Origin of the sequence: Flavobacterium sp., assembly GCF_040402835.1 — a bacterium.
Lineage (GTDB): Bacteria > Bacteroidota > Bacteroidia > Flavobacteriales > Flavobacteriaceae > Flavobacterium.
This window is the reverse complement of record NZ_JBBALW010000008.1, coordinates 1-22,539: the sequence shown is the minus strand read 5'-3', so window position 1 is coordinate 22,539 and position 22,539 is coordinate 1. Positions and strand designations below refer to the sequence as shown.

Genomic DNA, 22,539 nt, shown 5'->3' with positions numbered 1-22,539 from the left:
TAGATTGAAAAGAGGTTTCTTTAAAATCTTTGCGTCTTACAAAGAAACTCAAAAAAGTTTGAACTTGAAACTTTCTTAAATGTTAATTAATTGCAAATACTTTGGAAACTATTTTGGTATTCAAAGTTTCCGTTGTAGATTTGCGCAAAATTAACCCTTTTAATCTTACAGAATGAAAGATAAAATAATATCAAAAGCAGGTGACTTATTTTTGAAACTTGGTTTCAAAAGTGTCACAATGGATGATATTGCGGGGGAAATGTGTATTTCTAAAAAAACTATTTATAAGTTTTTTTGTAATAAAGAAATTTTGATTGAGGAAAGTACCGCAGCAATTCATTCCGAAGTTCATGAAATTATTAGCGCTATAGTTGCTAAAAAACACAATGCCATCGAAGAAAATTTTGAAATCAGAAAAATGTTCAAGGAAATGTTTAAATCGTCGGATACGTCACCCATTTACCAATTAAAAAAACATTATCCGGAGATTTATGAAAAAGTAATTGCAAGGGAAATCAATGAATGCAACACGTTATTCAAACAAAATATTGAAAATGGGATGTCTCAAGGTTTGTATCGAAAAGGAATTTCGGTTGAAACGTATGTCCGATTTTACTATAATTTGGTTTTTAGCATTAAAGAGCAAACGAGTTCAGAAAAAGAAGGGCAACAATTAGAATTAGAAATATTAGAATACCATACACGAGCAATTGCAACGCCAGCTGGAATTGCAGAATTAGAAAAACAATTAATGAACATTGAACAATAATGAAAAAAGTAATCTTGATTACCTTATTATCTTTTGCAATCACTGCAAAATCGCAAGAAAAACCTAAAAGTTTTTCATTTAACCTTGAAGAAGCTATTAATTATGCATTAAGCAATAATTATTCAGCAATAAATGCAACTCGAGATATTGCTTCCGCAAAAAGTAAAAAGTGGGAAACAACCGCTATGGGTTTACCGCAAATTAATGCTAGTTTAGATTATCAAAACAATTTTGAATTGCAAAAATCACTTATTCCAGCTCAGTTTTTTGGAGGAAATCCAGGTGAATTTGCAGAAGTGGCTTTTGGAACAAAACACAATATGAATGCGCGAACTACCTTAAGTCAATTGCTATTTGACGGTTCTTATATTGTTGCCTTGCAAGCGTCAAAAACCTATTTGAAATTTTATGAAAATGCCAAACAAAAAACAGATGTTGAAATCAAAGAAATGGTTGTCAATGCTTATGGAAATGTTTTATTGGCAGAAGAAAGCATCTTGATTTTGGAGAAAAATAAAGTTATTTTAGAGAAAACTTTGTTTGATACCAAGGAAACTTTCAAAAATGGTTTGATAGAAGAAGAAAATGTTGAGCAACTTCAAATTACACTTTCGTCTGTGAGTAGCAATTTGAATAATGTTAAAAGACTTCGGGAAATTGCGGCAAAAATGCTCAAAATTACTTTGGGAATTGCCATTACCGATGATTTAAAACTTACAGATAAATTAGATACTTTGACGATTAACAATTTAGATGCTGCATTTTCGGAAGGAGAATTTAGCCCGTCGCAAAACGTAAATTATCAAATGGCTTTGAATTTTCGGGAGCAACGAAGTTTGGAATTAAAATTACAAAAAGCCAAAGCTTTGCCTTCATTATCTGCGAATGTAAATTTTGGTTATAATGCGTTTGGAAATCAATTTCAGTTTTTTACAACCAATCAAAAATGGCTAAATTATTCAAATTTGGGAGTAAATTTAAACGTGCCGATTTTTAGCAGTTTAGCAAGAAGCGCCAGAACGCAACAAGCAAAAATCGCCTTTGAAAAAGCGAAAACGCAATTAACAGAAACTGAACAAAAATTAAAATTACAATATGCAAATGCCAAAAGTGAATACGAATTCAGCATCGAGGAATTTGCAACAGCAAAAACCAATCTGAATTTGGCGGAACGAATTGAGAAAAAACAACAAATAAAATTCACAGAAGGATTGTCGTCAAGTTTTGATTTTAGTGAGGCACAACGCCAATTGTATTCCGCACAACAAAATTATTTGCAGTCGATGGTGAATATTATCAACAAAAAAGCAAGTTTAGAAAAAGTAATAAATAAAAAATAGACACGATTTTAAAAGCACAAAACTATTTTTTTATATCCCGTAGGGATTAAATGTTGGTAGAAATAAAATTATTAATGTTAAATTTTGTCCCGTAGGGACTATACAAATATGGCAAACACATTTACACAAGTTCACATTCATTTTGTATTTGCAGAAAAAATAGATTAGGAATCATTCAATTTTAAAAAGTATAGTCCCTACGGGACAAAAAACGGTAGAGCATATTTTTTTTACCAACATTAAGTCCCTACGGGACAAAAAATGTCGCAAATAACGAATTGAATTAACAAACATAAATAGGTTATCAATAAAAAAGCAAGTTTAGAAAAAGTTATAAATAAAAAATAATTTTGCCTTTTTTGTATCCCGTAGGGATTAAATGTTGGTAGAAATTAAATTATTAATGGTAAATTTTGTCCCGTAGGGACTATACAAATATGGCAAACACATTTTCACAAGTTCACATTCATTTTGTATTTGCAGTAAAAAATAGATTAGGAATCATTCAATCTAAATGGAAAGAAGATCTCTATAAATATATAACGGGGATTGCGCAAAATAATAATCATAAAATAGTTGCAATAAATGGGATGTCTGACCATATTCATATTTTGATTGGCCTTAGACCTTCACAATCTATTTCTGATTTAATGAAAGATATTAAGCAAAGTTCTTCAAAATGGATAAATGATAATAAATTGACAGAAATACATTTTGAATGGCAAGAAGGTTATGGTGCTTTTTCATATAGTAAATCCCAAATAGAAACGGTAATTAAGTATATTCAAAATCAAGAAGAGCATCATAAAATAAAAACATTTAGAGAGGAATATTTAGAAATTTTACAAAATTTTGAAGTTGATTTCGATGAAAAATATATTTTTCAAGAACTATTTTAAAAAGTATAGTCCCTACGGGATAAAAAACGGTTAAGCATATTATTTTTACCAACATTAAGTCCCTACGGGACAAAAAATCGCAAATAACGAATACAAATAACAAACATAAATAGGTTAACAATGAAAAAAACAATAATCATTTCAGCACTTTCAATTCTACTATTTTCTTGCGGAAAGAAAGAAGACAACGCCAATATTGATTCCTTAATCACTTCAAAAAACTTGGTTTCTATAAAAGCAAAAAGAGCAGAATTGCAAACCCAATTAACAAAATTGGATGATGCGATTGCCCTTTTAGACATTAAAAAATTGGAAGAAGCGTTAGTTTCTATTTCAGTAGTGAAAGACACTGTTTTCAGTCATTATTTAGAAGTCCAAGGAAATGTAAATACCAAAGAAAACCTCATTATTTACCCACAATTCTCTGGAATTTTGAATACTGTAAATGTACTTGCAGGACAAAAAGTGAGCAAAGGGCAACTTCTTGGAACTATAGATGATGGTGGTTTGAGTCAGCAATTATCACAAATGGAAACGCAAATGGCGTTGGCGAAAACAACTTTTGAAAGACAAAAGCGTTTATGGGATCAAAAAATTGGTTCTGAAATTCAGTATTTGCAATCGCAAACCAATATGATAAGCCAACAAAAAGCAGTTTCACAAATGAAAGCGCAATTGGCAAAAACAAGAATTATAGCCCCATTTTCAGGAGTAATTGATGAATTAATTGCCGAAAAAGGACAAGTAGTTGGACCTGGACAAGGATTGATGCGAATTGTGAATTTGAATAATATGTTTGTTTCTACGGCAGTTCCAGAAAGTTATATTGGAAAACTAAAAGTAGGTACGGTTGTCAATGTTTATTTGGCCTCTTTAGGGAAAACATACGCTGGAAAAATTCGTCAAGTAGCGAATAATATCAATCCTAATAATAGAAGTTTTGGGATTGAAGTTTCCGTTCCTAACACAGAAAATTTATTGCGTCCAAACCAAGTCGCAAAACTTAAAATTATTGATTACACCAATGCGAATGCGGTTGTAGTTCCTTCCAATGTGATTCAAGTAGATGGTAATGGCGACCAATTTGTATTTGAAGCAACGTCAATTAAAGATAAAACAGGAATTGCTAAAAAAGTGATTGTGAAAGTAGGAAAAACTTCTGAAAATTTCACAGAGATTTTAGGTGGATTAGAGCCAAAAACTGTAGTTGTAAGTGATGGAGTAAATACGGTTTCGGAAGGAATGAAACTAAATTTCTAACCCCCCTAACCCCTTAAGGGGGAATCAAAATTGACAACTATTGAATTCAAAATTTATCATTTAAAATTTAAAATAACTCTTATATAATGAGTCATCAAAAAAAAGAATTTGGCATTTCGAGTTGGGCTGTAGATAACCGAATCACGGTTTACATTCTGACCTTTATAATTATAGTTTCGGGAACGATGGCGTATATCAATATGCCGCGTGAAAATTTCCCTGAAATATTGGAAAACAAAATTTACGTTTCTTCTATTTTCCCAGGTAATTCCTCTGAAGATGTGGAAAAATTAGTCGTAAAACCACTTGAAGATCAGTTTAAAAATATTTCTGGTGTAACCAAAGTTACGTCAAGTTCGTTTCAAGATTACGGAATTGTAGTCGTTGAATTTGAACAAAAAATATCAATTGAAGAAGCTAAAATTCGAATTAAAGACAAAGCAGATTTGGCGAAAGCCGATTCCGATTGGCCAAATCTTGACAATGGAAGTAAGGTAGAACCAAGTATTTTCAATATTAATATTTCTGAGGAAGTGCCGATTTTGAACATTAATTTGAAGGGAAATTATACCACGCAACAACTCAAAAAATATGGTGAATATTTAAAAGATGAGATTGAGAATGTTCCTGAAGTTAAAAAAGTAGACATCCTTGGTGTTGATGATAAAGAGGTTGAAATTGCCATTGATGTATTCAAAATGAACGCTGCAAAAGTAAGTTTTGACGACATTCAAAATGCAGTGAAATATGAAAATATGACGCTTTCTGGAGGAAATTTAATCTCGCAAGGTTCTCGAAATAACATCCGAATTGTTGGTGAAATCAAAAACCCAAAAGATCTTGAAAACGTAGTGGTGAAATCCTACGGAGGAACGGTTTACCTGAAAGATATTGCCGTTATTAATTTCAAAGAAAAAGAAAAAACTACGTACGCACGCGAAAGCGGTCAAGAAGTGGTGATGCTAAACGTAAAAAAACGTTCTGGGCAAAATATGATTTCGGCATTGGATCAAGTCAAAGAAATTGTGGCAAAAGCACAAGAAACAGTCTTGCCAAAAGATTTGAGTATCAAAATGACCAACGACCAATCGAGCAAAGTTGAACACCAAGTAAACGAACTTTCAAACCACATTATTTTCGGAATTATTCTGGTAATGATTGTGTTGATGTTCACGATGGGATTACGAAATTCCCTGTTTGTTGGAGCGGCAATACCACTTTCAATGTTGATGGCATTTGCAATTTTATCGGCTTTTGGATTCACCTTGAACACGATGGTTTTGTTCGGATTGGTAATGGGATTGGGATTATTGGTTGATGATGGAATTGTGGTTGTCGATAACGTTTTTGCCAATATGAAAAAAGGTTTGGGACGTATTGAAGCTTCAAAAATTGGTATTGGCGAAATCGCTTGGCCAGTTATTTCATCAACAGCAACGACCTTGGCGGCTTTTATTCCATTGGCTTTATGGCCAGGAACGGTGGGGAAATTTATGATTTATTTTCCCATTACATTGTCTTGTGTTTTGGGCGCATCGCTATTCGTAGCAATGGTTATCAATGCCGCAATGACGGGTGGTTTTATGGATATTGAAGACAGAAACATCTCTAAAAAAGCATTGAAAAAATACACGATTATTTTCATCGTTTCAGGATTGTTATTCGTAATTCCCGGGAATATTACCAATACTATTTGGATGAAAGCCATTGGGCATTTAATCATTATTGCTTTGGTTTTAATGTGGGCGTATCATTTGTTTCTTTTCAAATGGACACAAGATTTCCAACATAGTTTTTTCCCGAGATTAGAGGCGAAATATCAAATTTTTCTTGGTAAAATCTTAACAGGAAGAAGAGCGGCATTGGCATTAATAGCTATTATTGGTTTATTAATTTTTTCGTTTGTTTTATTAGGAATTTTCCCGAGAAACGTATTGTTTTTCCCAAAAAATATTCCAAATCAAGCCATAGTTTACATCGAATATCCGCAAGGAACAGAAATTTCTAAAACCAATAAAGCCAATTTATTTGTTGAAAAACAAGTCATTGAAATTTTAGGAAAATATGTAGAAAATGACAAAAACTATTTGGCAGAAAGCATCGTTTCACAAGTTGGAAAAGGCGCTGGAAATCCAAATGTAGATTCTGGAAACCAATCGGAAACCCCTTATAAAGGAAAAGTAACCGTGAATTTCTCGGAATACAAATTCAGAAAAGGCGTAAATACAAGCGTTATTTTAGAAGAAATTCGTGCCAAGGTAAAAGCAATTGCAGGCGCAAAAATAATTGTCGAAAAAGACTCTAACGGACCGCCTTCAGGATATCCAATAAGTTTGCAATTGTCGGGTACTAATTATGATGAAATGCTGGTAGAAGCGAATAAAGTAATCACGTTCATCAATTCGAAAAACATCGAAGGCATCGAAAAATTAAACATTGATGTCAACAAAGAAAGCCCTGAACTCGAAGTAAATGTAGATCGTGTGAACATTGGAAGTTTGGGCGCAACCACGGGACAATTAGGATTTACGATGCGTAGAGCGATTTACGGACAAGAAATTTCAACCTACAAAGAAGGAAAAGACGATTACAATATAGTGATGCGTTTGCAGGAAGACCAACGCAAAAACGAAAGTGTTTTGTTCAACCAACCCGTAACTTTCCGAAATCAAAACAACGGACAAATCATCCAAGTTCCAATTGCTGCTTTGGCTACGACCGAGAAAAAATTCACGTTCAACCAAATAAAACGCAAGAATTCAAAACGAATTATGACCATTTATTCCAATGTTTTAACAGGGGCGAATGGCGACGGAATTACAAAACAAATCGAAGCACAACTGAAAGCAGTCAATTATAAAATGGCGGGCGACATCACGTATTCGTTTTCTGGCGAGCAAGAACAGCAGAAAAAAGATTCCAGTTTCTTGTTTGGCGCATTGCTTTTGGCATTGGCGAGCATCACCATAATTATTGTGTTGCAATTTAATTCCTTGTCAAAAACCGCCATCATTATGTTCACCGTTTTACTAAGTTTCAGCGGCGTATTCTACGGTTACGTGTTTGCAGGAATGGATTTCGTAATCCTAATGACCATGATGGGAATCATTGCGTTATCAGGAATTGTTGTGAAAAATGGAATCGTATTAATGGATTTCTTCGTGTTATTATTAGACGAAAAAGTAATCGAAAACAAGCAAAATTCGCACGACGATTTAACCATTGCCGAAATAAAACACGTTATCATTCAATCTGGAAAATCCCGTTTGCGCCCCGTTTTACTAACCGCATTAACCGCAATTTTAGGATTAATTCCGTTGGCAATCGGACTAAATTTCGACTTTTTCTCATTGGTAACCAACCTAAATCCGCACGTTTACGTAGGCGGTGACAACGTCGTTTTCTGGAGCCCATTGGCGTGGACCATCATCTTCGGACTTACTTATGCCACGGTTTTAACCCTCGTTATGGTGCCCGTAATGTTCTATTTAGTCAAACGAACCAAGTATTGGTTGCGCGACAGAAGAGCCGCTAGAGCCACCGAAATATAAGATTTCTGAATCTAATAAATCTCCCTGTTTTTAATATATTGGAACAGGGTTTTTTATTCACTTTTTAGGCGATTAATTTGTTTTTTATTTGCATAGGCAACGAAAATTGATGGTTTTAAATTTATTAAAAAAAGTATAAAGTCATTAAGAAGAATTTAATTTGAATCTATTTATGGCCATAAACTGTTATGCGTTTTCTAATTAAATATTAAATCAATCTGTAATTATAAATTTTAATTATAAATTTACAAGAGTTTTGGATTAGCAAAGCAAATACGAGAAACCATATCAAAAAAAGGGCAGAATCTGAAAAGCCCAAAGAGAAAGAAACATAATACATGAAAAAATGATAAATTACATAACCTTAGCTCAACTAATTTTGGCAGTATCCGTTATTTATGTTTGGATATTTCGAATGGACAACATCGTAAAAGAATTCAAACAATTTGGCTTAAGTGATTTAACTAGAAGTGCTGTTGGAGCTACCAAAATTGCATTATCGACATTGTTAATTGTTGGTATATGGGTTCCCTCTTTAGTACTTGTTTCTTCTATTGTTATGGGTTTAATAATGGTAGCTGCTCAATATTTTCATTTTAAAATAAGCAATCCCTTTATGAAACATTTGCCATCGCTTATACTTTTGGGTTTATGTATTATTATAATAGTAGCTTCTTTACATATAATTTAACCATGACTCTATTCCATATTTGTATTTACTTATCTAGTTTATCTTTCTTTGCATATTGCATTTCCTACTTTACCTCCCGCCACATGAAAAGCGAATTCAAACGCTTTAAACTTGAAAAATTAGGACTTTTAACAATCATTTTAGAATTTGTGGGAGCGGTTGGACTTTTAATTGGGCTTCAATATAATCCTATACTATTAATTTCATCAGGCGGACTAGCGCTACTTATGTTTTTTGGAACAATAGTAAGAATACGTCTAAAAGATGGGCTCTGGGTTAGCTTGCCCGCTTTGTTTTATATGGGTTTAAATGCTTACATTTTTTTTGAAGCATTAAAATAGAACCTGCCATTAGTTTTTTAGATGATTCTCTATATGAATTTCTAAAACTAATGACTTTGTACATTATATGAAATGAGTAGAGGGTATTTATTTACAAGATATTCATACTTCTAACAACAATCAAGTGTCTTTTCTGGAACGCTCGGATATGTTCCCACAACGGATTGGGCGGATTTACTTCGTCTGTTCGCTATTGTTTGGGTGTAATCCGTCCTCACAAAGATAAAATAAAATTATGGTGAGATTGCCGCGTTCTTCGACATGACTTTCTAACGCCGTTACGGATACGACCAAAAATCGGCCTCGATTATAATATAAAATTAGAATCTGAAATAAATTGAGATTGACAAATCATTAGTAGATGTACCAATTATAGTTATTAATTAGTTCAAGTGTTCGGTAGGTATCCTGCAGTATTAATTTATCGTTAAATCGCGTTTAAAGTTTCTGAAATAAAAATTAATATCGTAATATTGCAATATGGGAATAACAAAAAAAATAGGTTTCACGGAAGAAACATTAGAAATGGCAGAAATATTAAAAGCATTTGGGCATCCTGCGCGCTTGGAAATTGTAAAATTTTTAATCAATTCGCCTACTTGTATTTGTGGAGATATTGTAGAATTCTTGCCTTTATCACAATCTACTGTATCCAAACATTTGTCAGAATTGAAAAAATCAGGCGTAATTAAAGGGACTGTTTCTGGTAATTCTATTTGCTATTGCTTGGATGAAAATACCATCAAAAAACTTCAAGGTTTTATCACAATTTTACAAACCAATAACACTTCTTCGGAATGTTGCTAAAAATCAAACGTTATGAACTGGAATGAATTTAAAACACAATTGGTCGAAAATCCTGGACTTCATTTGCAATTTGAATTTGCTAAAAATCAAAAAGTAAGTCCTTCTTTTCACATTACCGAAATAAAACAAGCAAACATTATCGCTGTAGATTGTGGTGGGAAGATGAATGCTTGGACAGAAGTAATTCTCCAACTTTGGGAACCAAATAGTACTGAAATTGGACGCTCCATGCAAGTATCTAAAGCCATGACAATTATTGATATGGTTGAAAAAACGCTTCTATTGAATCCAAATAGTATTGTAAAAATTGAATTTGGAAATACTGTTTTTGATGCACGTCAAATGCATCCTCAAAATTTCGAAATAATAAACGACGAACTCATCGTAAAATTAATAGCTGATAAAACCCAATGCAAAGCGATTGACAGAGGAGAATCGTGCGGAACACCAAAACCAAAAGTAAAATTGTCGGATGTACAAAACAGTTGTTGCTCTTCAGAAACGGGGTGTTGTTAAAATAAAATATATGAAAGATGTAATTATAAAATATAAAAAACCGATAATTATCACCATTGGTCTCACGGCATTAAATCTTTATTTTGGGTTTGATGCTAGATTTACAATTATTAATTTATTATGGTTACTAGTATGAAAAAAATCTTAGTTCTTTGCACGGGAAATTCCTGTAGAAGCCAAATGGCACACGGCTACTTACAACATTTTGGAAAAGATAAAGTAGCAATTTATAGCGCTGGCGTAGAAATTCACGGACTCAATCCTTTTGCTGTTGGCATTATGTCGGAAGACGGAATAGACATTTCCAAAAACACCTCCAACCACGTCGATGAATATTCCGAAATAGCATTCGATTATGTAATCACCGTTTGCGACAATGCCAAAGAAGCTTGTCCGTTTTTCCCAACGCAAACCAAAACCATTCACCACAGTTTTGAAGACCCATCAAAAGCATCCGGAACAGCCAAAGAATTAATTGCAGAATTTAGAAAAGTGCGTAATGAAATCAAAAGCTATTCTAAAGCGTTTATCATAAATTTATATTCCATTTAAAAGGATGTTTTAAAAACAAATTATAGTACATTTGAAGAAAATATAAAAAAACTCCTCGATTTATCGAGGAGTTTTTTTATATTTATAAAATGATAAATCCTACTTTTTTAGATAAAATAGCACAAGTTATTATTGATGATTATTCCAATAATCTAACGAATACAATCGTGGTTTTACCCAATAAACGCGCCAAAATTTTCTTGATAGAAGCCCTGAAAAAGCAAGTTCAAAACAATATTCTTTCCCCAGAGATTATAAGTATTGAAGATTTCATTCAAGACGTTTCCGGAATTAGAACGATTGATCCAATAGAATTAGTGTTTGAATTCTATGAAGTATATCTTTCGATAACGGATGTTAAAAACCAACAATCATTTGAACTTTTTGCCAATTGGGCGAAAATGCTACTGCAAGATTTCAATGAAATTGACCGTTATTTATTAGAGCCAAATCATGTGCTTTCCTATTTAAAAGACATCGAAGACATAAAGAAATGGGGAATTGAAGTGGAGAACAAAACAAAATTACTGGAGAATTATATCGATTTTTGGAAATTAATGCCTCATTATTACCAGACGCTTTATGCCCATTTGTTGAAAAATGGAATAGGATATCAAGGTCTGATTTATAGGGAAGCGGTTCAAAATTTGAATTCTTTTTCTAAAGCAGTAACCGATAAAAAGTATGTTTTTGCAGGGTTTAATGCCTTAAATGCTGCCGAAGAAAAAATAGTGCAACATTTGATAGCAGCGGAACAAGCTAAAATATATTGGGATATTGACCAAACGTTTTTAAATGATTCCTATCATGACGCAGGATTATTTGTAAGACGATTCAAGGAAAATTGGAAACAGTATAAGTCAAATCCTTTTGAATGGATTGTAAATGATTTTTCAGAACCAAAAACAATTCAGGTCATTGGAACGCCAAAAACTATTGGTCAAGCCAAAATTACAGGAAGTATTATCGAAAAAATAATTGAGGAAAACTCATCTGCAACGCTAGATAAAGTAGCGGTTGTTTTAGGCGATGAAAACATGCTTGTCCCGCTCTTATATTCGCTTCCAGCAACAGTTGGAGCACTGAATATTACGATGGGATATTCAAGCAAAAACAATCCAGCACAGATTTTAATTGCAAAATTATTCAAAATGCATACCAATGCTTTGTCGAGAAACGCCAAGAATTATGTATTTTATTACAAAGATGTTTTGGATATTTTGACGCATCCTTTGGTAGAACCTTATTCCAAAACAAGTGCTTTGGTAAATACGATAAATCAATACAATTATACTTTTATAACGCATCAAAAATTGATGGATTTGAATCCAAATCCAAGTGATTTATTTGTCTTGTTATTTGGAAAATGGGAAGAAGGTTCGTTGAAAGTTCTTGCCTCTTTATCACAATTGTTGCAAACTATAAAGGCCAATTTGAGTAATGATAGCGAAGAGGAGAAAATCACAAAAGCGTTTGTATTTTCGATTTTTAAAGTAATTAATAAGTTGATAAATTACTATTCCAAACACAGCCACATTGACAAAATCGACACGCTACATGCTATTTACAAACAAGTAATTGATTTGGCTGAGGTTTCTTTTGAAGGGGAGCCTTTGAATGGTTTGCAAATTATGGGGGTTTTAGAAAGTCGCGTTTTGGACTTTGAAACGGTAATTATTACTTCCATGAATGAAGGAAAATTACCTGCGGGAAAATCTCAAAATTCGTTTATTCCTTATGATGTAAAACGAGAATTGGGATTGCCTACTTTCAAAGAAAAAGACGCTATTTATACGTATCATTTCTATCATTTGTTGCAACGTGCAAAAAACATTTACTTGCTTTATAACACCGAAAGTGAAGGATTGGATGCAGGTGAAAAAAGTCGTTTTATCACGCAATTAGAAGTTGAAAAACAAGACAAACACATTTTAACGCACGAAATTTACAATGCCGTACTTCCAGAAAAAGCCTATCAACCAATGGTAATTCCAAAGTCGGAATCGGTGATGGAACGCTTGAAAGAAATTGCCGAAAAAGGGTTTTCTCCATCTGCATTGACAAGTTATATTCGGAATCCAATTCAGTTTTATTTCCAAAAGATTTTGAGAATTCGGGAAGTCGAAGAAGTGGAAGAAAATATCGCCTTGAATACGCTAGGAACTATAATTCACGAAACATTAAAAGCTTTATACGAACCATTTATTGGCAAATATATTTCTGAAACAGATATTTTAAACTGCTTTAAGCAAATTGATTCTGAGGTTCTGAAACAATTTAAAGTCGTTTATAAAGAAGGCGAAATCAAAAAAGGAAGAAACCTTTTGGCTTTTGAAGTCGCCAAGCGAAATGTTTTTAATTTCTTGAAAGTCGAATTAGAATGTGTTAAAAATGGAGATGCCATTAAAATTTTAGCGTTAGAAAAAACATACGAAGAAACCTTAATTCATCCCGATTTACCTTTCCCAGTTTTGATAAAAGGAAACGTTGACAGGATTGAAGAGCGTAACGGAATCATCAGAATTATTGATTATAAAACGGGTAAAGTTGATAAAGGCGATATTATATTAACTACTTGGAATGGACTTACTGAAAATATTGGCAACGATAAAATAATTCAAGTTTTGGCGTATGCTTTTATGTATGAAAAATTCGCTTTAGACCAACCGATGGAAGCGGGAATTATTTCTTTTAAGAACTTAAAATCGGGTTTTATGCCTTTTACTTTTAAACAAGGTAAAGAGATAAATACAACAATTAATAAGGAAACCTTGAAGGAGTATTTAGAACAAATTGTAATTTTATTGCGGGAGATATTTGATGAGAATATTCCGTTTGAGGAGAAAGTTTAGTTTTTTCACCACAAAAGAATCAAAAGTTTTACAAAAGAAACCTAAGTTTTTAATGTAAAATCTAATTAAATTAAAATATTTATATGTCAAATATCACAAAAAGTTATTTAACCGATTTGACCTATCAAATAAATGGATCGGCAATTGAAGTTCATAAGTTTTTAGGTCCAGGGTTATTAGAAAGTGTGTATCATAAATGCCTTAAAAAAGAACTTAATTTAAGAGGAATTTCTTTTAAGTCTGAACTATTAGTGCCAATTATTTTTAAAGATTTGGAAATAGAAACAGATTTGAGATGTGATTTATTTATTGAAAATTGTATAGTTCTTGAACTAAAAGCAATAGAAACTATTTTACCAATTCATCATGCACAACTAATGACGTATATGAAATTATTGGAAGCCCCAAAAGGGATTTTATATAATTTTCACTCTGTAAACTTATACAAAGACGGTCAAAAAACATTTGTAAACGAATATTTTAGAATATTAGAAGATTGATTTGTGTCTTTTGTAAATCTTCTGTTTCTTTTGTGGTAAATTTTTTAAATTCCCTTAAGAAACCCCAATAAAGTTTTTTCCAATTCCGCTTTATTTTCAACGTGACTCATGTGACCGTCAGAAAAAGTGATTAATTCTGTATTGGTGTTTTCAATTTGGGATAAATTGTCTTTGTAAATTAAAACGCCATCTTTTTTTCCAAGAATCAGCAACTTTGGAAATTCACTTTCGTGCAAAATAAATTCTCGATCTTTCCTGATTTTCATTCCTTCCAAAGAAGCTACAATTCCTTGTAAAGGGGTTTTTAGAGCTTCTAATTTAACGTTTTCAATTTCTTTTTCAAGACGTTCACGATTGTTTTCACTGAATAAATTGGCAATCGACAAACGAACAAAATTGACATAATTCTGTTTTACCGCTTTGATGGCACGATCCCGATTGTGTTTTCGCTCAGCGCTATCTTCCTTGGATGTGGAATTCAAAAGAACCAATCCTTTTATAGTTGCAGGATATAATTCGGCGAAAGCCAAAGCCACATAACCGCCCATTGAATGCCCAACAAAAATTGCTTTCCGAATCCGTAAATGAGACAAAATGGCTTTTACAATTTCTGCATTATTTTCCATCGAATGAACGTATCCAAGACATTCAGTTGCTCCGTGTCCTAATAAATCAATGATAATTACTCGGTTCTTATGTGATAAAATGGGAGTCAAATCCTTCCACATCGTTTTATTTTCTAAAAAACCGTGAAGTAAAACCACAGCAGTACCTTTCCCAGTATCGGAATAAGAAATAGCAGTGTTTTTATAGATAATTTGTTTCATATTGAAATTTCGTTCAAAAATAAGGCTAAAATTTCTACAAAATAAAAAACGGTTCACATTTCTGTAAACCGTCTATTATCTATTTGTCTATAGTCTATTATCCAAATTACGAATTCATAATCGTTTCAATTTCTTCCACTTCAATCGGGATATTTCGCATTAAGTTAAAAGGTTCACCAGTTTCCTGAACGACCAAATTATCTTCCAATCGAATTCCGAAACCTTCCGCTGGAATATAGATTCCTGGCTCAACAGTAAAAACCATATTGACTTTCATAGGCTCGGTCAAAATCCCATAATCGTGTGTATCTAATCCCAAATGGTGTGAAGTTCCGTGCATAAAATACTTTTTATAAGCTGGCCATTCTGGGTTTTCATTTTGCACATCGGCTTTGTCAATTAAGCGCAAACCAAGTAATTCGGAAGTCATTATTTTTCCAACTTCTAAATGATATTGTTTCCAAAGTGTTCCTGGTGTTAGCATTTTTGAAGCTTCATTTTTCACTCTCAAAACCGCATTATAAACTGCTTTTTGTCTTTCGGAAAAACGTCCCGAAACGGGAATCATACGCGTCATATCGCTGGAATAATTCGCATATTCGGCTGCAACGTCAAGCAAAATCAAATCGCCTGCTTTACATTGCTGATTGTTTTCAATATAATGCAAAACATTGGCGTTTTTTCCAGATGCAATTATCGGCGTGTATGCGAATCCTTTCGAGCGATTTCTAATAAATTCGTGAATAAATTCAGCCTCAATTTCATATTCCGTGACATTTGGTTTTACAAACGCCAACACCCTTCGAAATCCTTTTTCAGTAATTGTACATGCATTTTGGATTAAATCCAATTCTTCACTTTCTTTAACAGAACGAATGCGCTGCAAAATCGGATTACTTTTTGCTACAGCGTGCGCTGGATAGTTGGCTTTCCACCATTTTACAAAACGGGCTTCCCGAGTTTCTGTTTCCACAGTGGCGCGATAATGCTCATTGGTATTGATGTAAATTGTATCAGAATTCGTCATCATTTCGAATAAAATCTTTTCGAAATCTTGTAGCCAATATACTGTTTTTATTCCTGAAACTTCAAAGGCACGGTCTTTAGAAAGTTTTTCGCCTTCCCAAATCGCAATGTGTTCGTTGGTTTCTTTTAGAAATAAAATCTCGCGTTGGTGCTCGTAAGGTGCGTCAGGAAATAGCAACAAAATGCTTTCTTCTTGATCTACACCAGACAAGTAAAAAATGTCGCGGTGTTGTGCAAATGGCAATGTAGTATCTGCACAAACTGGATAAATATCGTTGGAATTGAAAATCGCCACACTTTTTGGCTTCATTTGTGCCGAGAACTTTGCGCGATTTTTTATAAATAAAGTACGGTCAATTTGATGGTATTTCATAATGCAATAATTAGATTACAAATCTAATCAATCCATTTGTAATATCGAGCACCAATTAAGTTTGGATTTTCATTTTCTATTTTATCCAATATCCATTCGTTTATTGGAGTTTGAATACTTTGTTTTTGTTCCTTTTTATGCAGTTTTTCGTAGGACTCAAATCCAATTTCAAAACTATTTTCTAATGTTTCAAATAGATTTACATTGGCTACAGCCGCTGCCCAATTGGGTTGAATTGTCCCTTCAAAAACTTTAGATTTAGAACCACTTCCATACGCTAAAAACCCAAATTTTTCATTGGAAACATCGATTTTAGTATCGTGAAAATGAGCTAATGTTGATAAGAATCCCATAAATATAGAACCCGTATATAAATTTCCAATTAAGGAAGATGCTATTTCTGCTGGTTGTAATTTTTCGGTTACAAAATTGCGGTATTCCTCGGATTTACTAATCTCTTTTAATTTATTTTGATATTCAGATGCGTCTTCGTTTTCCGAAATAATTTGATTTTTATGATCTAAAGCATAGATTTCAGATAACATTCTGCGCCCTTGAAAGGAATACGGCAAGTGCATAATTATGCTTTTCCAAGAGTTATAAACAGAATTTGACGAATTGGTAATTTTCTTGAATGAAAAATAAGCAGTTCTCGTTCTGTCCATATAACATTGGTTGGAATATTGACCGTCAAAAACGGGTTGGTCTTTGTGAATTTCAATTTCAGCTTCTAAATTATCAAACCAACTTTCATTGTTTGAATTTCCAGTAATAGCTTCTTTTGAAAGGATACGATACGGTTTAAAAAAATCAAAAACGCCTTTTGTGCTGGTTGCCCAATTGTTTTCAAAAGCTATAATACGTGGATTTTGAGTGATTAATATGGCGATTGCTCCAGCACCTTGTGTGTATTCTCCGGTAGAATTCAGATCGTATTTTGCAATATCTGTAGTTACCACAATTGCTTTTTTTATTGGATTCAATCGCACAAAATCGAGGCAGTTTTGCATGGCATCAACACCGCCAATACAGGCAAATGTTAAATCAACAACATCACATTCCGTCAAAGTATTTTCGCCAAATTTTTGTTCCATCAAAGCTACTAAAAACGAAGCGATTGGTTTTGAACTGTCGATTGCACTTTCGGTTCCAACATAAATCCGTGCAATATCCTCTAAATTGACATTTGAATTGATGATTAATTTTGTTAAAGCATTGGCACCAAAAACAACGGTATCTTGATGCGCATCTGGCAATGTCATTTTTAGCAATCCCAAACCTTTTTCTAATTTTTCAGGTTCGATATTTCTGGCTTTCGCCAAAGTATGTATAGGTAAATGTATTTTTGCAACATCAAATGCAATAGCGTCAATTCCGAATTTCATTTTCAATTTTTTTTGTAAAATTACAAAGATGATGGCTATGTATTATCTAATTTGAGTTCGAAAAAATTGAAATTATGTGATTTTTACGATATTTAAATCAAACATTAAGTTCTGCTATGGATTTAATAATTTTACTTTCAAACGAGCCTTTTTTTAGCTATTTTAGCAGAAGTTTTTTTTTAACAAATGTTCTTTTATGAAAACAATTTTTTTGATTTTTTCGATAGGTTTTTTCACAATAGTTATAGCTCAAAACAAGGAATCATATCAGATTTTTAATCAAAATGGCAAAAAAGTTTGTTATAAAAAAATAATAAACAGTTCCCAAAAATCAGATGTGCTTTTGTTTGGAGAATATCATGATAATTCGGTTGCGCATGGGCTTGAATTAGAAATCACAAAAGATTTAAGCGAAAAAAGAAACTTGGTTTTAGGAGCAGAAATGTTGGAAGCCGACAATCAAAAACAAGTTAATCAGTATTTGAAAGCTGAAATAAATCAGAAAAAGTTAGACAGTTCAGCCCGACTTTGGACTAATTACAAAACCGATTACAAACCATTAGTTGATTTTGCAAAAGATTTAAAACTTGCTTTTGTTGCCACAAATATCCCACGAAGATTTGCAAGTTTAGTCTTCAAAAACGGATTTGAAGCGCTGGATAAATTGTCTGACGAGGAAAAAACGTGGATTGCGCCGTTGCCCATTTTATACGATGCAACGTTGCCTGGATATGTAAAAATGGTTCAGGAAATGGGTGGTCACGGAGGCGAAAATCTTCCGAAAGCACAAGCTGTTAAAGACGCAACAATGGCGTATTTCATAAATAAAAACCGAACCGAAAATTCTCTTTTCATTCATTATAACGGCTCGTATCACAGTGATAATTTTGAGGGAATTTATTGGTATTTGAAACAACAAAATCCAAATTTAAAAATAATTACCATTGCAACTGTTTCTCAAAAAGACATTTCAAAATTGGAAGTTGAAAATTATAATAAAGCAACTTTTATAATTGTAATTGACGAAGATGTTACAAAAACGTATTAATTACATAAAATGAAATTTCGTTTTTTATTGAATTTTCATTAATTCATTGAATAATTGTATAAACTCTCAACCATAAATAAGTAATTATCCAAAACACTTTAAAATCATTATAAATAACTACGAAAAGGTTGTAGTATGTTTCATTTATGATTAATTTTGTATTTTATTTAAAAAAATTGTTTTATTATGGCCAATTCTACAGTATTAAAGTCCTCAATTGCAAAAAAAGTTGCAATGGCACTTTCGGGACTTTTTTTGATTACCTTTTTATCGCTTCACGTTTTCATCAATATGACTTCAGTTTTTAGTGTGGAAACATTCAATACTTTGTCACATTTTATGGGTTATAATCCAATAATTCAATTTGTAATGCAGCCAATTTTAGTAGCTGGAGTAGTATTTCATTTTGTAATGGGAATGGTTTTAGAATTAAAAAATCGTAGTTCAAGACCTATTGCCTATGCAAAATACAACGGAGCTGCAAACGCTTCTTGGGCATCACGAAATATGATTGTTTCAGGATTAGTAGTTTTAGCGTTCATCGGATTGCATTTTTACGATTTTTGGATTCAAGAAATCGTTTATAAATATGTAGATGTTAATTCTATAGAACCAACTAGATATTATGAAGAATTGAATCACAAATTTGAAAGTCCTATTCGTACGGGATTGTATTCTTTAGCATTTTTATTATTGTCATTGCACTTGTGGCACGGGTTCAACTCATCGTTTCAATCGGTAGGGTTCAATAATAAATATTCTAAAGCACTTCATAAATTAGGTTATACGTTTGCAATCGTTGTTCCTTTTGGATTCATATTTATTGCATTATTTCATCATTTTAATCAAATTTAATTCAATTTATAATGGCATTAGATTCAAAAATTCCAGAAGGTTCAATTTCGGACAAATGGACAAATTATAAAGATCATATCAATTTAGTAAACCCAGCAAACAAACGTAATTTAGATATTATTGTTGTTGGAACTGGACTTGCTGGAGGTTCTGCTGCGGCAACATTAGCAGAATTAGGATATAACGTAAAAGCATTTTGTTTCCAAGATTCACCACGTCGTGCGCACTCCATCGCTGCTCAAGGTGGAATTAATGCGGCAAAAAATTATCAAGGAGATGGAGATTCAACTTTCCGTTTGTTTTATGATACTGTAAAAGGTGGCGATTACCGTGCGCGTGAAGCAAATGTGCATCGTTTGGCTGAAGTTTCTACGAATATTATTGACCAATGTGTGGCTCAAGGAGTTCCATTTGCTCGTGAATATGGCGGATTATTAGACAATCGTTCTTTTGGAGGAACATTGGTTTCTCGTACTTTTTATGCAAAAGGACAAACAGGACAACAATTATTATTAGGGGCTTATTCGGCGATGAACCGTCAAATTGGTCGTGGAAAAATAAAAATGCACAACCGTCACGAAATGCTTGATTTAGTTATCGTGGATGGAAAAGCAAGAGGAATTATAGCACGTGATTTAGTTTCTGGAAAAATCGAAAGACATTCTGCACACGCCGTTGTTATTGCTTCTGGTGGATACGGAAATGTTTTTTTCCTTTCTACAAATGCCATGGGAAGTAACGTAACTGCCGCTTGGAAAATTCACAAAAGAGGCGCATATTTCGCAAATCCATGTTATACACAAATTCACCCAACTTGTATTCCAGTTTCTGGAGATCATCAAGCAAAGCTGACATTAATGTCGGAATCATTGCGTAATGACGGTCGAATTTGGGTTCCTGGAAAATTAGAAGATGCAAAAGCAATTCGTGAAGGAAAATTAAAACCAACAGAAATCGCAGAAGCGGATAGAGATTATTTTTTAGAAAGACGTTACCCCGCTTTTGGAAATTTAGTTCCACGCGATATTGCTTCTCGTGCTGCTAAAGAAAGATGTGATGCCGGTTTTGGAGTTAATAAAACTGGAGAAGCGGTTTATTTAGATTTTGCTGCGGCAATTCAACGATATGGTGTGGATCAAGCAAGATTGAAACATCAAGATGAAAATGATTCGGCTTTAGTTATAAAATTAGGAACAGAAGTTGTTGCTAATAAATATGGTAATTTGTTTCAAATGTATGAGAAAATTGTTGATGAAAACCCCTATTCAACACCAATGATGATTTACCCAGCGGTTCACTATACCATGGGTGGAACTTGGGTTGATTATAACTTACAAACTACAATTCCTGGTTGTTTCTCAATTGGAGAATCAAACTTTTCAGACCACGGAGCCAACAGATTGGGGGCTTCTGCATTAATGCAAGGTTTGGCTGATGGCTATTTCGTGTTGCCTTACACAATTGGTGATTATTTAGCACCAGATATTAAAATGGGAACAATTTCTACAGATTTACCAGAATTTGAAGCTGCAGAAAAAAATGTTTTGGCTCAAATAGATCAATTAATGAACAACGGCGGTTCTAAACCTGCGGATTATTTCCATAAGAAATTAGGAAAAATTATGTGGGATAAAGTTGGAATGGCTCGAAATGAAAAAGGATTATTAGAAGCGCAAGCCGAAATTGCACAAATTAGAGCAGATTTCTACAAGGAAGTGAAAATTCCAGGTACTGCAAATAGCTTCAACCCAGAATTAGCAAAAGCACTTCGTGTTGCCGATTTCCTTGAATTAGGAGAATTATTTGCAAAAGATGCCTTACACAGAAATGAATCTTGTGGCGGTCACTTTCGTGAAGAATTTCAAACACCTGATGGAGAAGCGCAACGTGACGATGAGAATTTTGCGTATGTAGCAGCTTGGGAATACAAAGGAAATCCAAGTGATGCCATATTACACAAAGAAGAATTGAAATTCGAAAACGTTAAATTAGTTCAAAGAAGTTATAAATAGTAATTAGTCAAATGTCAAACGTCCTAATGTCAAATGACTTACGATTTTCGGCTTAATGACTTTCAAAGGAAACAAGATGAAATTAGCATTAAAAATATGGCGTCAAGAAAACGCTAAAGCTACTGGTAAAATGGTAGATTATACGGTTGATAATATCGAACCTGATATGTCTTTTCTTGAAATGCTTGACATTTTAAACGATGAATTAATCGTAAAAGGAGATGATACCGTAGCATTTGATCACGATTGTCGCGAAGGAATTTGCGGAATGTGTTCGTTGTATATCAACGGTGAAGCGCACGGTCCGGACCGATTGGTAACAACGTGTCAATTGCACATGCGTAAATTTAAAGACGGCGATACCATATATATTGAGCCTTTTAGAGCAAAAGCATTTCCTGTAATTAAGGATTTGGTTGTTGATAGAAGTGCCTTTGATAGAATCCAACAATCGGGTGGTTTTGTATCTGTAAACACTTCAGGAAATACAATTGATGCCAATACAATTCCTATCCCCAAACACGATGCCGACAGGGCTTTTGATGCAGCAACTTGCATTGGTTGTGGTGCTTGTGTGGCGACTTGTAAAAACTCATCAGCAATGTTATTTGTATCTGCAAAAGTATCTCAATTTGCACTTTTACCTCAAGGGAAAGTGGAAGCAACCGACCGTGTAATGAATATGGTTGCACAAATGGATGCCGAAGGTTTCGGAAATTGCACCAATACAGGAGCTTGCGAAGTGGAATGTCCAAAAGGAATTTCACTAGATTATATTGCACAAATGAACAGAGAATATTTGTCTGCAAGTTTGAAAGGATAAAAACACATATTATAAAAAAGAAAAAAGACTGTTTATATGACAGTCTTTTTTTTGCTTTATTTTGTCTTGTCCTGAAATAGCGATACACAAAATTCATCGTTATGGAAAACAA

19 protein-coding genes are annotated in these 22,539 nt (G+C 33.4%); 16 read left to right on the top strand and 3 right to left on the bottom strand.

Going from position 1 to position 22,539, the window contains the following annotated elements; genetic code table 11:
• Nucleotides 1-172 precede the first annotated feature (172 nt).
• The 12 genes from AC9UEH_RS04155 (at nt 173) to AC9UEH_RS04100 (ending at nt 14,078) form a co-directional block, all read left to right on the top strand.
• The gene (locus AC9UEH_RS04155) at nt 173-769 is read left to right on the top strand and encodes a TetR/AcrR family transcriptional regulator (protein ID WP_509528724.1); all 597 of its coding nucleotides are present in this window, start codon (nt 173-175) and stop codon (nt 767-769) included.
• Nucleotides 769-2,109, top strand: a complete 1,341-nt coding sequence (locus AC9UEH_RS04150; RefSeq protein ID WP_509528721.1) for a TolC family protein — start codon at nt 769-771, stop codon at nt 2,107-2,109. The genes AC9UEH_RS04155 and AC9UEH_RS04150 overlap by 1 nt, the downstream gene beginning before the upstream one ends.
• Nucleotides 2,110-2,546: 437 nt before the next feature.
• Nucleotides 2,547-3,008 carry an IS200/IS605 family transposase gene (gene tnpA, locus AC9UEH_RS04145; protein WP_509528718.1) on the top strand — a complete coding sequence of 154 codons (462 nt, stop codon included), beginning with the start codon at nt 2,547-2,549 and terminating at the stop codon, nt 3,006-3,008.
• 120 nt (nt 3,009-3,128) lie between these two features.
• Nucleotides 3,129-4,268 (top strand): efflux RND transporter periplasmic adaptor subunit, encoded by a 1,140-nt coding sequence (locus tag AC9UEH_RS04140; protein ID WP_509528716.1) that lies wholly within the window; start codon nt 3,129-3,131, stop codon nt 4,266-4,268.
• 86 nt (nt 4,269-4,354) lie between these two features.
• Nucleotides 4,355-7,819 (top strand): efflux RND transporter permease subunit, encoded by a 3,465-nt coding sequence (locus AC9UEH_RS04135; RefSeq protein ID WP_509528714.1) that lies wholly within the window; start codon nt 4,355-4,357, stop codon nt 7,817-7,819.
• A 346-nt stretch (nt 7,820-8,165) separates the two neighbouring features.
• Entirely contained in the window at nt 8,166-8,510 is a 345-nt protein-coding gene (locus AC9UEH_RS04130) for a DoxX family protein (RefSeq protein ID WP_509528711.1), read from the top strand.
• A gap of 83 nt (nt 8,511-8,593) precedes the next feature.
• Nucleotides 8,594-8,851, top strand: a complete 258-nt coding sequence (locus AC9UEH_RS04125) for a DoxX family protein (protein ID WP_509528709.1) — start codon at nt 8,594-8,596, stop codon at nt 8,849-8,851.
• Nucleotides 8,852-9,331: 480 nt separating this feature from the next.
• Complete coding sequence (locus AC9UEH_RS04120; RefSeq protein WP_509528707.1) at nt 9,332-9,658, top strand: ArsR/SmtB family transcription factor; 327 nt, start codon at nt 9,332-9,334, stop codon at nt 9,656-9,658.
• Nucleotides 9,659-9,670: 12 nt separating this feature from the next.
• Nucleotides 9,671-10,174 carry a DUF6428 family protein gene (locus AC9UEH_RS04115; protein ID WP_509528705.1) on the top strand — a complete coding sequence of 168 codons (504 nt, stop codon included), beginning with the start codon at nt 9,671-9,673 and terminating at the stop codon, nt 10,172-10,174.
• Between the two features lie 132 nt (nt 10,175-10,306).
• Complete coding sequence (locus AC9UEH_RS04110; RefSeq protein WP_509528703.1) at nt 10,307-10,726, top strand: arsenate reductase ArsC; 420 nt, start codon at nt 10,307-10,309, stop codon at nt 10,724-10,726.
• An 89-nt stretch (nt 10,727-10,815) separates the two neighbouring features.
• Nucleotides 10,816-13,578, top strand: a complete 2,763-nt coding sequence (locus tag AC9UEH_RS04105) for a PD-(D/E)XK nuclease family protein (protein ID WP_509528700.1) — start codon at nt 10,816-10,818, stop codon at nt 13,576-13,578.
• Nucleotides 13,579-13,661: 83 nt separating this feature from the next.
• Nucleotides 13,662-14,078 (top strand): GxxExxY protein, encoded by a 417-nt coding sequence (locus AC9UEH_RS04100; protein WP_509528698.1) that lies wholly within the window; start codon nt 13,662-13,664, stop codon nt 14,076-14,078.
• Nucleotides 14,079-14,122: 44 nt separating this feature from the next.
• Here the strand turns inward: AC9UEH_RS04100 and AC9UEH_RS04095 are convergent, their stop codons facing one another.
• The 3 genes from AC9UEH_RS04095 to AC9UEH_RS04085 all read right to left on the bottom strand — a co-directional run bounded on the left by AC9UEH_RS04095 (nt 14,123) and on the right by AC9UEH_RS04085 (nt 17,689).
• Nucleotides 14,123-14,905, bottom strand: a complete 783-nt coding sequence (locus AC9UEH_RS04095) for an alpha/beta fold hydrolase (RefSeq protein WP_509528695.1) — start codon at nt 14,903-14,905, stop codon at nt 14,123-14,125.
• A 106-nt stretch (nt 14,906-15,011) separates the two neighbouring features.
• Entirely contained in the window at nt 15,012-16,304 is a 1,293-nt protein-coding gene (locus tag AC9UEH_RS04090; RefSeq protein ID WP_509528692.1) for an aminopeptidase P family protein, read from the bottom strand.
• Nucleotides 16,305-16,327: 23 nt separating this feature from the next.
• On the bottom strand, nt 16,328-17,689 hold the full coding sequence (locus AC9UEH_RS04085; RefSeq protein WP_509528689.1) for a hydroxymethylglutaryl-CoA synthase family protein: 1,362 nt from the start codon (nt 17,687-17,689) through the stop codon (nt 16,328-16,330).
• Between the two features lie 196 nt (nt 17,690-17,885).
• On the opposite strand from AC9UEH_RS04085, the gene AC9UEH_RS04080 reads away from it, so the two are divergent.
• The 4 genes from AC9UEH_RS04080 (at nt 17,886) to AC9UEH_RS04065 (ending at nt 22,427) form a co-directional block, all read left to right on the top strand.
• Entirely contained in the window at nt 17,886-18,737 is an 852-nt protein-coding gene (locus tag AC9UEH_RS04080) for a ChaN family lipoprotein (RefSeq protein WP_509528687.1), read from the top strand.
• 186 nt (nt 18,738-18,923) lie between these two features.
• Nucleotides 18,924-19,592, top strand: a complete 669-nt coding sequence (locus tag AC9UEH_RS04075) for a succinate dehydrogenase cytochrome b subunit (RefSeq protein WP_509528685.1) — start codon at nt 18,924-18,926, stop codon at nt 19,590-19,592.
• 11 nt (nt 19,593-19,603) lie between these two features.
• Nucleotides 19,604-21,604: a fumarate reductase/succinate dehydrogenase flavoprotein subunit gene (locus AC9UEH_RS04070; RefSeq protein ID WP_509528683.1), complete on the top strand. Its 2,001-nt coding sequence runs from the start codon at nt 19,604-19,606 to the stop codon at nt 21,602-21,604.
• Nucleotides 21,605-21,680: 76 nt separating this feature from the next.
• Nucleotides 21,681-22,427 (top strand): succinate dehydrogenase/fumarate reductase iron-sulfur subunit, encoded by a 747-nt coding sequence (locus AC9UEH_RS04065; protein ID WP_509528681.1) that lies wholly within the window; start codon nt 21,681-21,683, stop codon nt 22,425-22,427.
• The last annotated feature ends 112 nt before the right edge of the window (nt 22,428-22,539 follow it).

Bases quoted from the DNA above. Each gene is read 5' to 3' on its own strand.
- AC9UEH_RS04155 (WP_509528724.1), top strand. From the start codon at position 173: ATGAAAGATAAAATAATATCAAAAGCAGGTGACTTATTTTTGAAACTT.
- AC9UEH_RS04150 (WP_509528721.1), top strand. From the start codon at position 769: ATGAAAAAAGTAATCTTGATTACCTTATTATCTTTTGCAATCACTGCA.
- tnpA (WP_509528718.1), top strand. From the start codon at position 2,547: ATGGCAAACACATTTTCACAAGTTCACATTCATTTTGTATTTGCAGTA.
- AC9UEH_RS04140 (WP_509528716.1), top strand. From the start codon at position 3,129: ATGAAAAAAACAATAATCATTTCAGCACTTTCAATTCTACTATTTTCT.
- AC9UEH_RS04135 (WP_509528714.1), top strand. From the start codon at position 4,355: ATGAGTCATCAAAAAAAAGAATTTGGCATTTCGAGTTGGGCTGTAGAT.
- AC9UEH_RS04130 (WP_509528711.1), top strand. From the start codon at position 8,166: ATGATAAATTACATAACCTTAGCTCAACTAATTTTGGCAGTATCCGTT.
- AC9UEH_RS04125 (WP_509528709.1), top strand. From the start codon at position 8,594: ATGAAAAGCGAATTCAAACGCTTTAAACTTGAAAAATTAGGACTTTTA.
- AC9UEH_RS04120 (WP_509528707.1), top strand. From the start codon at position 9,332: ATGGGAATAACAAAAAAAATAGGTTTCACGGAAGAAACATTAGAAATG.
- AC9UEH_RS04115 (WP_509528705.1), top strand. From the start codon at position 9,671: ATGAACTGGAATGAATTTAAAACACAATTGGTCGAAAATCCTGGACTT.
- AC9UEH_RS04110 (WP_509528703.1), top strand. From the start codon at position 10,307: ATGAAAAAAATCTTAGTTCTTTGCACGGGAAATTCCTGTAGAAGCCAA.
- AC9UEH_RS04105 (WP_509528700.1), top strand. From the start codon at position 10,816: ATGATAAATCCTACTTTTTTAGATAAAATAGCACAAGTTATTATTGAT.
- AC9UEH_RS04100 (WP_509528698.1), top strand. From the start codon at position 13,662: ATGTCAAATATCACAAAAAGTTATTTAACCGATTTGACCTATCAAATA.
- AC9UEH_RS04095 (WP_509528695.1), bottom strand. From the start codon at position 14,905: ATGAAACAAATTATCTATAAAAACACTGCTATTTCTTATTCCGATACT.
- AC9UEH_RS04090 (WP_509528692.1), bottom strand. From the start codon at position 16,304: ATGAAATACCATCAAATTGACCGTACTTTATTTATAAAAAATCGCGCA.
- AC9UEH_RS04085 (WP_509528689.1), bottom strand. From the start codon at position 17,689: ATGAAATTCGGAATTGACGCTATTGCATTTGATGTTGCAAAAATACAT.
- AC9UEH_RS04080 (WP_509528687.1), top strand. From the start codon at position 17,886: ATGAAAACAATTTTTTTGATTTTTTCGATAGGTTTTTTCACAATAGTT.
- AC9UEH_RS04075 (WP_509528685.1), top strand. From the start codon at position 18,924: ATGGCCAATTCTACAGTATTAAAGTCCTCAATTGCAAAAAAAGTTGCA.
- AC9UEH_RS04070 (WP_509528683.1), top strand. From the start codon at position 19,604: ATGGCATTAGATTCAAAAATTCCAGAAGGTTCAATTTCGGACAAATGG.
- AC9UEH_RS04065 (WP_509528681.1), top strand. From the start codon at position 21,681: ATGAAATTAGCATTAAAAATATGGCGTCAAGAAAACGCTAAAGCTACT.